This window comes from Kineococcus siccus (assembly GCF_009906795.1).
In the GTDB taxonomy this organism is placed as follows: Bacteria; Actinomycetota; Actinomycetes; order Actinomycetales; family Kineococcaceae; genus Kineococcus; species Kineococcus siccus.
Map to the genome: position 1 here is coordinate 1 of NZ_JAAALN010000143.1, position 11,113 is coordinate 11,113.

Sequence of the window (11,113 nt, forward strand, 5' to 3'; positions counted from 1 at the left end):
GTCCGGCGCGGGGCCGGGGGCCCGCCGGGCGAGCGGCCCCGCGCCGGACCGCCTGGCGGTCGAGACGTCGCCCGGGCCGCTGCGGGCCGCGCCGGCCGCGGTCGCGGCCCGCCTCCGGCGCTTGCTGCGCCGGGGGTAGCCCGCTCAGCTCCGGTCCGGGGCCTGGCTCCAGTCGGTCGCGACGATGCCGATGACGACGCCGTCCAGGTCGGCCACCTGCCCGATGCGGCCGAACGGCGTGGTCTCGGGCGCGGCGACGACGCGGCCCCCGGCCTCGACGGCAGCCGCGGCCGCGGCGTCGGCGTCGTCCACGCCGAAGTAGACGAGCCACTGCGAGGCGGGGACGCCGAACAGGGGGCCGAGCCCGCCCACGGGCGTCGGGAGGTCCGGGGCGGCGACGGTGCCGTACTCACCCGCGAGGGGCTCGAACTCCCACCCGAACAGCTGCCGGTAGAAGGCCAGCGCCGCCGCCGGGTCGGAGCTGCGCAGGTCCGCCCAGGCCAGGGCCCCGTGCTCGTTCACGCGGCCGGCGCCGATGTGCTCGCGCGCCTGCCAGGCGCCGAACGGGGCACCGCTGGGGTCGGCCAGGACGGCGAGCCGGCCGCTCGCCCCGACGTCGCCCGGGGGCATCAGCACCGTCCCGCCCGCGGCCCGCGCGGCCTCGGCCGTGGCGTCGGCGTCGTCGGTGGCGATGTAGAGCGTCCAGGCCGGGGCGCCGAACGAGCCGATGCCGGCGACCGCGTGGCCGTCCACGGACGCCATGAGGTATCCGCCGGACTCGGGTCCCGCGTCGAGCGTCGTCCAGCCGAGGACGGCGCCGTAGAAGCGGGCGGCGGCGGGCGGATCGCTCGCCGCGAGGTCGGCCCAGCTCGGGACGCCGGGGGGCCAGGGACGGTCGCGGGTGCTCATCGCCCCAGTCCAGCGCCTGCCCCACCCCCCTGTCCACGGTTCGAGCGGGGCGCGTCAGCCGCCGCGCAGCCGGGCGAGCGAGGAGCGGACGCGCTCGTGCACGACGGCGTCGACGGGGCCGTCGAGGCGCAGGGCCAGGACCGCCGCCCCCAGCAGCCCGTCCTCGGCGGGCTGCACCCGCAGGCCGGCCAGGGCGGCCGTCAGCGCGGGGGAGCGCGGGGCTCCCGAGCCGGCGACCCCGTGCCGCCAGGTGCTGCCGCCGGCCACCAGCGTCTCGCCCGGCTGCAGCCGCAGGGCTCGCAGCAGCGCGGCGAGCGCGTCGCCCCCCTGCGCGACGACGCGGGCGGCGACGGGGTCGGGTGCGGGGCCCGCGGCGGCCGCGAAGGCCAGCGGCGAGAAGCGGGCGAGCGCCAGCGGAGGCGCCGCGTAGAGCGCGTCGAGCAGCTGGTGCAGGTGCTCGGGGCGGCCGTGCCGGGTGGCGTCCCCGGCCGCGACGCCCTCGGCCGCCAGGACGGCGGCGGTCAGGGACGTCGCCTCGCCCGACCCGTCGAGGTGGGCCACGACGGCCCGCACGACCTGCAGGCCCGTCCAGTACCCGGACCCGGCGTCGCCCAGCAGCCAGCCGCTGCCGCCCACGACGCGCACCAGCTCCCCGTCCGCCACGCGTCCGGCGACCGAGCCCGTCCCGCACACCAGGGCGGCGCCCACCGCGTCCGCGGTCCCCGAGGAGTACATGGCCGGCAGGTCGCCGACGCGGCGCAACCGCGCCGCCGGGCCGGTGTAGCCGACGGCCGCCGCCAGCGCTGGCGACGGCAGGGGCCCCTCGGCCCCCGCCATCGCGATGACGACCCCGGTGACCCGGCCGGGCGCGACGGCGGCCGCGGCCAGGGCGTCGCGGGCTGCGCGCGCCATGGACGCCAGGGCCGTCGCCGCGCCGCTGGAGGTCGGGTTGCCGGACCCGGCGCGGCCCGTGCCGCGGCAGGTGCCGTCGGCGTCGAGGACGACGGCCCGCGTGCTCGTCCCCCCCGCGTCGACGGCGAGGAGCGGTCCGCTCACGCGCCGAGGGCCCCGCGCGTCACTTGAGGCTGCCCGCCGCGACGGAGCCCTGCAGCCGGCGCTGGAAGACCACGTAGACCACGAGCACCGGCAGGATCGTCATCACGGCCGCCGCGAACAGCGCGCCGAAGTTGACGTTGTAGCCGGCCTGCGAGGCGAAGGCCGCCAGCCCCTGGGTGAGGACGGAGTTCGCCGGGACGGAGTTGAGGACCACGGGCAGCAGGTACTGGTTCCACAGCCCGACGACGTTGAGGATGGCGACCGAGGCCATCCCCGGGCGCGCCATCGGGAGCATGACCTGGAAGAAGGTGCGCCACTCGCTGGCCCCGTCGATCGAGGCGGCCTCGGCGATCTCGGCGGGGAGCTCCTCGAAGAAGCTGAGGAGGAAGAACACCGTGAACGGGTAGGCGTAGGCGGAGTACGCCACGATCAGCCCGGGCAGGGTGTTGAGGATGCCCAGCTGCTGCAGGATGAAGAACAGCGGCACGACGGCCAGGAAGACCGGGAAGGTCAGGCCCGCCAGGATGAGGTTGCGGATCAGGCTGCGCCCGGGGAAGTCGAAGCGCGACAGGACGTAGGCGCTCATGGCGGCCGTGAGCATGGTGATGACCAGGGCGCCGGCCACGACGACGACCGAGTTGAAGAAGTAGCGGCCGATCCCCGCCGTGGTCCACGCGTCGACGTAGTTCTGCCACCGCCACTGCTCGGGCAGCGCGAACGGCGAGGCGAAGATCTCCCGGGAGGTCTTGAAGCTCGACATCACGGTCCACAGCAGCGGGACGACGATGACGACCGTCCAGATGCTGAGGATCGTGTGCGACGTCGCGGTGACCGCCCGCTCCGCGCGGGGCGTCCGGGAGCCGGGCGCCGCGGCGCCGGCGGGCGGCGCCGTGGGGGTCGTGGCCAGGGTCACCGCAGGACCTCCGCCTTCTTCTCGCGCCCGAGGAGCCTGCCGACGCCGAAGACGAGGCCCACGAACACGAAGGTGATGACCGCGAGCAGCACGCCCATGGCGCACGCCAGGCCGAAGCGGCCCTGGCGGAAGGCCGTCGAGTAGATCTGCTGGGTGATCACCAGTGTGGAGTTCTGCGGACCGCCGGCGGGGTTGAGCACGGACAGGAAGACGAAGGCGTCCAGGGCGAAGATGCCCAGGTAGATGTAGGCGCTGCGCAGCGCCCCCGTCATGCTCGGGGCCGCGACCGAGACGGCCGTCCGGAAGCGGCCGGCGCCGTCGAGGCGGGCCGCCTCGAACAGCTCGGCGGGGATGCCCTTGATCGCCGCGACGAACAGGACCATGTAGAACCCGACGAAGGTCCAGACGATGACCGCGACGGTGGCGATCATCGCGGTCCGCGCGTCACCGAGCCAGGGGTAGTCCTCCGCGGTGCCCAACCCCAGCCCCGTGAGGATGCCGTTGAGCAGTCCCGCGCTCGGGTCGTACACGGCGGCGAAGATGATGCCCGAGGCGATGGCCGGCACGATGTAGGGGAAGAAGGAGACCACCCGGTAGAAGCTGGAGCCCCTCAGCCCCCGTACCCCGCCGGTCGAGGAACCCCCGAACGTCACGAGGCAGGCCAGCGCGAAGCTCAGGACGAGCGTGAGCAGCGGGAGGACGACCAGCAGCGTCAGGCTGTTGCCGACGGCCTTGAGGAACGTGTCGTCCCCCAGCAGCCGCGCGTAGTTGTCCAGCCCGACGAAGTCCTGCGTGGCCGTGAAGCCCGACCACGACGTGAGCGAGTAGTACGCGGCCTGCAGGAACGGGTAGATGACCAGGGCCAGGTACCCGAGGAAGGGCAGGACGAGGAACACCACGAACAGGCTGACCCGGTCGAAGGTCCAGCGTCGCCGCCCCGTGCTGCGGGGCCTCCGGCGCCCCGTCGCGGGGGCGGCGCCGATGATCGTCAATCAGCTCACCGTCACCTTGGTGACGGAGTCGTCCTCGCGCACCTTGTCGGTGATCTCCTGCATCCCCGAGGTCAGCCCGGCGACGTCGAGCTGCCCGGACAGGAAGCTGTTCCACACCACGAGCATGTCGGTGTTCATGCCGTAGATGTCGATGAAGTTGTGCGTGAAGGAGTCCTCGCCGGCGGCCTCGAGCATGGCCACCTGGGAGGCCAGGGCCGTGGAGCCGAAGGCGTCGGCCGGGACGGTGTCCCGCACGACGGTCGAGGACAGCTTCGTCTTGGCGAAGTTCGTCGCCGCCTCCTTGGAGAGCATGATGCGCAGCGTCTCCATCCCGCCGGCCGCGTTCTTGGCCTGGGCCGGGACGAGGAACGGCTCGCCCGCGCTCGCGTGCAGGGCCGTCGCGGGCAGGGACGCCGACGCGCTCGCCGCGAGCGAGGGGGTGCCGGTCATCTGGAAGTCGGTGGCCGTCTGGTCCTTCATCTCGTTCTCGATCCAGGACCCCGACGGGTAGAGGATCGCCTCCTGGGCCTGGCTCCACTGCGCCTGGGCGGCCGTGAACTGCGTGCCGGCGCCACCCGGGCGGAAGTAGCCGGAGGAGACCGCCGTCCCCATCTTGGTCAGCACGCTCTGGACCGCGGGCAGGCTCCAGCAGTCGGCCTCGAGGTTGCCCAGCGCCGTGCGCACGTCGTCGCCGCCCTCCTTGACGGCGCCGTCGATGGCGAGCGTGAGGTAGTACGTCGCGGCCTCCTTGCCCCAGCAGAAGAGGAACTTGCCCTTCGCCTTGGCCTGCTCGCCGAGCGCCAGCGCCTCGTCCCACGTCGTCGGCGGGGTCCAGCCGTTGGCGGCGAAGAGGGTCTTGGAGTACCAGAGGCCGTAGACGGTGAGCACGTAGTTGAGCTGGACGAGCTTGCCGTCGTACGTCCCGTCGTCGAGCATCCCCGGGTAGAGGGTGTCCTTGATGACGGTGCCCTCGAGGTTCTTCGCCTCGACCAGCGGGGTGAGCTCCTTCAGCTGCGCGGCGATGGTGGCCAGGCCGATGTTGTTCGCGCCCGAGTTGTCGAGCAGGTCCGGCGGGTTGCCGCCGACGAAGCGCGGCTGCATCTGCTGGGAGATCTGCGTCGACGGCGTCACCTTGACCTCACCGCCGTGCGCGGCCGCGAAGGCCGTCGACGCGAAGCTGACGTAGTCGGTGCCGTAGCCGCCGTCGAAGATGACGGCGTCGACGTCGGTGTCCTTCGGCACGCCGAAGGGGTTGTCCTCGGTGACCTCACCCGCGGGGGCGGCGGAGGTCTCCTCGCCCGAGGAGCTGCCCCCTGCGGCGCAGGCGGAGAGGCCCGCGGGCAGGAGCACGCCGAAGGAGGCCAGGCGCAGGAAGCGGCGGCGGGCCAGGGCGGTGGTGTCGGTGGTGGCGCGGTCGGACTCGCGGTTCACGGTTCTCCTCGGGGGTCGGACTTCTCAGGCGGAACGGCGGATGCGGGTTCCGTAGCGGGCTTCGAACCCGAGGTTGCGGTCGTGACCGCCGGGGACGTTGGCCGAGACGTACAGCGGGGCCTCCGCGCCCGCGGCCGTGAGCGCCGCGGTCGTGGCGATGGTCAGGAGCTGCGCGATGTAGGCGGAGGTGATGGAGGACACGGCCCCGACCGTCACGTCGCCGATGGAGCTCAGGGTGGCGTCGCCCGTCGGGGCCCGGTTGTCGAGCACCACGTCGGCGATCTCGCTGAGGCGCCGCCCGCTGGGGTGCAGGGCGGGCACGGCCGCGGTGTGCAGCAGGCTCGTCACCGCGATGACCGGGTGGCCGTGCTCCTTGGCCAGGAGGGCCAGCCCGACGACGGAACCGTTGACGCCGGAGTTCGAGGCGATGACGAACACGTCGTGCTCCTCGCGCTCGATCGTCGCGAACAGGTCCGCCGCGATCGCGGGGTCCCGCTCCAGCGGCGGCTGCCCCCACAGCTCGCTGACCTCGTGCGTGCCCAGGAGCGCCGCGTCGCGCAGCGCGACCTTGTTGGTGGGGATGAGCCCCCCGGCCCGGCCCGCGATCTCCATGGCGAACGCCTCGGAGTGGCCTGTGCCGAACGCGTGCACGACGCCGCCCGCGGCGATGCAGTCCGTCAGGAGGCGGACCGCCGCGTCGAGCCCGCCGGCGGCCGCGTCGGCGGTGATGTCGGCCAGGCGCGTGGTGACCTCGTGCTGGAACGCCTGCACGTGCGGTGCGGAACTGGGCACTCCGGGCTCCCCGTGGTGGTCGGCCGGCCACCGGCGAGGCGGTCCAGCGGATGTCGTTGCGGTGAACTCATTCAACCTCTAGCGTTGCGGTGGTTGAAGCATTCAAGGCGGCGCAGGTGGTGTCAAGCACTTCCGGCAAGCGAGATCGAGGTGTGACCGCCCGGCGGGGCCGCCGGGCGGGGCGTCGGGCCGACGACGTCGGGGTGGACGCCGGGTGGACGGCCGCGGCGGGGACGAGGGGGTGGTGTCGTGACGCAGCAGGTGCGCGAGGAGGACCCCGTGCAGCTCATCGAGCGGGTGCGCCCGGCGCTGTCGCCGTCGCTGCGCAAGGTCGCCGACCTCGTCCTCGCCGAGCCCGACCTCGTGGAGGAGTGCTCCGCGGCCGAGCTGGCGCGCCGCGCGGGGTCGTCCCAGGCGGCCGTGACCCGGTTCTGCCAGGCCCTGGGTCTCGACGGCTACCAGGGGCTCGTGCTGGAGCTCGCCCGCGAACGCGGCCGGCGGGACGGTGACTCCTTCCTGGGCGGGTCCCCGCTGGGCAACCAGATCCGCCAGGGCGACGACCTCGACCGGGTGGTCGCGGTCGTCAGCTCCGCCGACATCCGGGCCCTGCACGAGACGGTCCGCTCCCTGGACCACCGGGCGCTCGAGCGTGCGGCGCAGGCGATCGCGTGCGCGGGGCGCATCGACGTCTACGGCGTCGGGGGCAGCTCGACCATGGCGGCCGACGCCGAGATGCGGCTGTTCAGCATCGGCTGCGTCGCCCGCAGCTGGAGCGAGGTGCACGCCGCGACGACGTCGGCCGCGCTGCTCACCGACGCCGACGTCGCCATCGGCATCTCCGACTCCGGCTCGACCCGCGAGGTCTGCGAACCGCTCGAGCTGGCCGGCCGGCGCGGCGCCACGACCATCGCGCTGACCCGCGACCCGGGCTCCCCGCTGGCCCGGCAGGCCGACGTCAGCCTCACCGTGACCGGGTCCTCCACGGGTTTCCGCGACGGCCCGATGGCCAGCCGGCACTCGCAGCTGCTCATCGTCGACTGCCTGTACGTGCGGGTCGCCCAGCTGACGCACGGGCGGGCCACGGCGGCCCGCCGCCTGACCAAGCACATCCCCCTGGACCACGTGGTCCAGGGAGGCCGCGGCGCGCGCCGCCGCAGCAGCTGACCCGCGGGCCGCGGCCCGTCGAGGCGGCGCGCGGGGACGACTATCGTGTCCGCACGTGCCGCCCCCCGAGGACCCGACCGACGCTCCCGTCCGCGTCGTCGTCCTCGCCTCGGGGTCCGGGTCGACGCTGCAGGCCCTGCTCGACGCCCGCGACCCGGCGTTCACCGTGGTCGCCGTGGGCTCCGACCGGCCCGACGCGGCCGCGCTGCGCCGGGGCTCCGACGCGGGGGCCGAGACCTTCGTCGTGCCGCCGCGCGAGCACCCCGACCGCGCCGCGTGGGACCGCGCGCTCGCCGACGCCGTCGCGGTGCACCGGCCCGGCCTCGTCGTGCTCGCGGGCTTCATGCGCATCGTCGGCGCCCCGCTCCTCGAGGCCTTCGGCGGCCGCACGCTGAACACCCACCCCGCGCTGCTGCCGTGCTTCCCCGGGGCGCACGGCGTGGCCGACGCCCTCGCCCACGGCGTGCGCGTCACCGGCTGCACGGTGCACCTGGTCGACGCCGGCGTCGACACCGGCCCGATCCTCGACCAGGCCGCCGTGCGCGTGCGGCCCGACGACGACGAGGCGAGCCTGCACGAGCGCATCAAGGCCGCCGAGCGCGTGCTGCTCGTCGACGTCGTCGCCCGGCTGGCCCGCGAGCAGCAGCGCGCCGCCGGCCGCCCCGACGACCGGGACTCCGACGACCGGGACCACGACGACCGGGACCACGACGACCGGGACCAGCCCGGGACCGACCCCACGCACCACCGACCCGAAGGGACCATCCGGAGCTGATGGCGGACAACGCGCGTGCCGAGAGGCAGCCCGTGAAGCGGGCACTGGTCAGCGTCTACGACAAGACCGGGCTGGAGGACCTCGCCGCCGGGCTGCACGCCGCGGGCGTCGCGATCGTCTCCACGGGGTCCACGGCCTCGCGGATCGCCGCGGCCGGGGTCCCGGTGACCCCGGTGGAGGAGCTCACCGGGTTCCCCGAGTGCCTCGACGGGCGGGTGAAGACGCTGCACCCGCGGGTGCACGCCGGCATCCTCGCCGACCGCCGGCTGCCCGACCACGTGCAGCAGCTCGCGGACCTGGGCGTCGAGGCGTTCGACCTCGTCGTCGTCAACCTGTACCCGTTCGCGGCCACCGTCGCCTCCGGGGCGGCCCCGGACGCCGTGGTCGAGCAGATCGACATCGGGGGCCCGTCCATGGTGCGGGCCGCGGCGAAGAACCACCCGAGCGTCGCCGTGGTCGTCGACCCGGCGCGCTACGGCGACGTCCTCACCGCGGTGGCCGAGGGCGGTTTCGACCTGACCGCCCGCCGCCGGCTGGCCGCCGCCGCGTTCGCCCACACCGCGGCCTACGACACCGCGGTGGCCGGCTGGTTCGCCGAGCAGACGCTCACCGACGACGAGAAGGGCTGGCCCGCGGTCACCGGGAACGCGCTCACGCGCTCGGCGGTGCTGCGCTACGGCGAGAACCCTCACCAGCAGGCGGCCGTCTACGCCGACCCGACCTCCGTGCCCGGCATCGCGCAGGCGGTCCAGCGGCACGGCAAGGCGATGTCGTACAACAACTACGTCGACGCCGACGCTGCGCTGCGGGCCGCGTTCGACCTCGCCGACCCGGCGGTGGCGATCATCAAGCACGCCAACCCCTGCGGCATCGCCGTCGGCACCGACATCGCCGACGCCCACGCCAAGGCCCACGCGTGCGACCCGGTCTCGGCCTACGGCGGGGTGATCGCCGCCAACCGCGAGGTGTCCGCCGCGATGGCCGCGCAGGTCGCCGACGTCTTCACCGAGGTCGTCATCGCGCCCGCGTTCTCCCCCGAGGCGCTGGAGGTGCTGCAGCAGAAGAAGAACGTGCGGCTGCTGCAGCTGCCCGAGGGCTTCGGCCGGCAGGCCACCGAGTGGCGGCAGGTCTCGGGCGGTGTGCTCGTGCAGACGCTGGACCGCGTCGACGCCGCCCTCGAGGTCGCCGACGGCGAGCCGGGCGGCGACGACCCGACGCGGTGGGCCCTCGTGGCCGGCGAGGCCGCGGACGACGCGACCCTCGCCGACCTCGCGTTCGCGTGGCGGGCCGTGCGCTCGGTGCGCTCCAACGCGATCCTGCTCGCCGCGGGCGGCGCCTCCGTGGGCGTCGGGATGGGCCAGGTCAACCGGGTCGACTCCTGCCGGCTCGCCGTCGAGCGCGCCGGGGCCGAGCGCGCGCGCGGCGCGGTCGCGGCCTCCGACGCGTTCTTCCCCTTCGCCGACGGGGCCCAGATCCTCATCGACGCCGGGGTCCGGGCCGTCGTCTCCCCGGGTGGGTCGATCCGCGACGCCGAGGTCGTGGCGGCCGCCGCGGCCGCGGGGGTCACGCTGTACTTCACCGGCTCGCGCCACTTCGCGCACTGACGCCGCACGCACCACGGGCCCGTCCGCTGCTCGCGGCCGGGCCCGTGGTGCGTGGGGGGAGGGAGTCAGTCGGAGGTGGAACCCCCGGTCGGGGCCTGCCCGGCCGCCGCGAGCAGGAACGCGGTGCCGTTGGGCTGGCCGACGCCGGTCACGTCGTCGTAGCCCTTGCGCACGAAGATGGACTGCTTGTCGTTGATGGACCGCAGGGTCGTCGTGGTGCCGCCGGAGGCGTCGACGGAGTTGGTGAAGTCGACCCGGACCACGCCGCGCACCGCCGAGGACGCCGAGTCGTGCAGCGCCGACGTGCCCGCGAGGCCGTAGATGAAGTAGTTCGCGAACCCGCGCGGGCGGCCCGCGATCTGGTCACCCAGCGCCATGATCCCGGCGATGACGGGCGAGGCGAGGCTGGTGCCGCCGATGCGGTACTCGCTGTACCTGGCCGACCCGTCGGGGAACGACTGCGTCTGGCCCACGAGGAAGCCGGTGTTCGGGTCGCCGATGGCCGAGATGTCCGGGACCGCGCGGCCGGGCCGGCCACCGAAGTACGTCGAGATCGAGGCCGGTACGACGCCCTGCTGGTAGGACGGCTGCGCGAACAGCTGGCTGACGCCGCCGCCGCCGCCGTACTGGTAGGTGCCGGGGAAGGCCGGGGTCCACGCCTTGCCGTTGGCGCTCAGGGCCGACCGGCCGGTCGACCAGCCGGTCTCGAAGCTCCGCGCGCCGGCGGCGTCGATGCCGATGGCGGTGCCGCCGACGGCGGTGACGAACGGGTCGGAGGCGGGGTAGTCCACCTGGCGCGAGCCGGTGTTGGCCTTCTCGTCGCCGTTGTCGCCGGAGGAGAAGTAGACGCCGATGCCCTCGATCGCGGACTGCACGAACGTCGCGTGCTCGGCGCCGATGCTCGCGGGGTCGATGTCCTCGCCCGTGTCGCCGTAGCTGTTGCTGATGATGGAGGCCAGGTGGCCGTCGACGACCTTGCGGACGGCCATGTCGATGTCGGAGTCCTGGCAGCTCGCCGCCCCGGAGTACAGGACGGTGGCCCCGGGGGCCATGCCGTGCACGGCCTCCACGTCGAGGGTCTGCTCGCCGTACCAGCCCTGCTCGCCGCACGGGTCCTCGCCGTTGACCGGGTCGGAGTAGCCGTAGCCGTAGGAGTACGCGGCGGGCTTCAGCTGCGAGAACTGGCCCTTCGCGAAGGGGGCGTCACCGTGGCGGGTCGCGTAGGTGTTCGCGTCGGCGAGGATCGTCGGGGAGTTGTAGGCGTCCACGATGGCGACGGTCACGCCGCGGCCGTCGATCTTCGCGGAGGAGTCCTGCACCGCCTGCACGTCGTAGGCGGACCGCAGCTGCGCCGGCGTGTAGCCGCAGGGCGCATAGGGCAGGAACTGCCCCTTGACCTTCGGCAGCGTCGTCGCGAGCTTCTCCCCGAACCAGGTGCTGCACGGGCCGGAGTTGACGAACGCGGGGCTGGGCGGGG

Annotated in this window: 10 protein-coding genes; 3 read left to right on the plus strand and 7 right to left on the minus strand. The window is 74.3% G+C overall.

All coding sequences use genetic code 11. The annotated features are described in order from the left end of the window. Positions 1-144: 144 nt before the first annotated feature. From GTR02_RS15025 to GTR02_RS15050, 6 genes are read right to left on the minus strand one after another with little or no spacing between them, the layout of a single operon-like run. On the minus strand, positions 145-909 hold the full coding sequence (locus GTR02_RS15025) for a VOC family protein (RefSeq protein ID WP_166608307.1): 765 nt from the start codon (positions 907-909) through the stop codon (positions 145-147). A 54-nt stretch (positions 910-963) separates the two neighbouring features. Continuing rightward, positions 964-1,965, minus strand: a complete 1,002-nt coding sequence (locus tag GTR02_RS15030; protein ID WP_166608308.1) for a BadF/BadG/BcrA/BcrD ATPase family protein — start codon at positions 1,963-1,965, stop codon at positions 964-966. A gap of 19 nt (positions 1,966-1,984) precedes the next feature. Next, complete coding sequence (locus tag GTR02_RS15035) at positions 1,985-2,872, minus strand: carbohydrate ABC transporter permease (RefSeq protein WP_240895775.1); 888 nt, start codon at positions 2,870-2,872, stop codon at positions 1,985-1,987. Between the two features lie 2 nt (positions 2,873-2,874). After that, positions 2,875-3,870, minus strand: a complete 996-nt coding sequence (locus GTR02_RS15040; RefSeq protein ID WP_166608309.1) for a carbohydrate ABC transporter permease — start codon at positions 3,868-3,870, stop codon at positions 2,875-2,877. After that, positions 3,871-5,301, minus strand: a complete 1,431-nt coding sequence (gene ngcE / locus GTR02_RS15045; protein WP_205709346.1) for an N-acetylglucosamine/diacetylchitobiose ABC transporter substrate-binding protein — start codon at positions 5,299-5,301, stop codon at positions 3,871-3,873. A 24-nt stretch (positions 5,302-5,325) separates the two neighbouring features. Continuing rightward, entirely contained in the window at positions 5,326-6,093 is a 768-nt protein-coding gene (locus tag GTR02_RS15050; protein WP_166608310.1) for a sugar isomerase domain-containing protein, read from the minus strand. Positions 6,094-6,342: 249 nt separating this feature from the next. On the opposite strand from GTR02_RS15050, the gene GTR02_RS24560 reads away from it, so the two are divergent. From GTR02_RS24560 to purH, 3 genes are read left to right on the plus strand one after another with little or no spacing between them, the layout of a single operon-like run. Then, entirely contained in the window at positions 6,343-7,257 is a 915-nt protein-coding gene (locus GTR02_RS24560) for an SIS domain-containing protein (RefSeq protein ID WP_205709347.1), read from the plus strand. Between the two features lie 55 nt (positions 7,258-7,312). Next, a complete protein-coding gene (gene purN, locus GTR02_RS15060) occupies positions 7,313-8,032 on the plus strand; it encodes a phosphoribosylglycinamide formyltransferase (protein ID WP_166608311.1) in 720 nt (239 codons plus the stop codon). After that, entirely contained in the window at positions 8,032-9,636 is a 1,605-nt protein-coding gene (purH, locus tag GTR02_RS15065) for a bifunctional phosphoribosylaminoimidazolecarboxamide formyltransferase/IMP cyclohydrolase (RefSeq protein ID WP_166608312.1), read from the plus strand. Before purN ends, purH begins: the two co-directional genes overlap by 1 nt. Before the next feature lie 65 nt (positions 9,637-9,701). Here purH and GTR02_RS15070 read toward each other — a convergent pair. Beyond that, a partial coding sequence (locus tag GTR02_RS15070; RefSeq protein ID WP_166608313.1) for a S53 family peptidase occupies positions 9,702-11,113 on the minus strand: 1,412 nt, incomplete at its 5' end.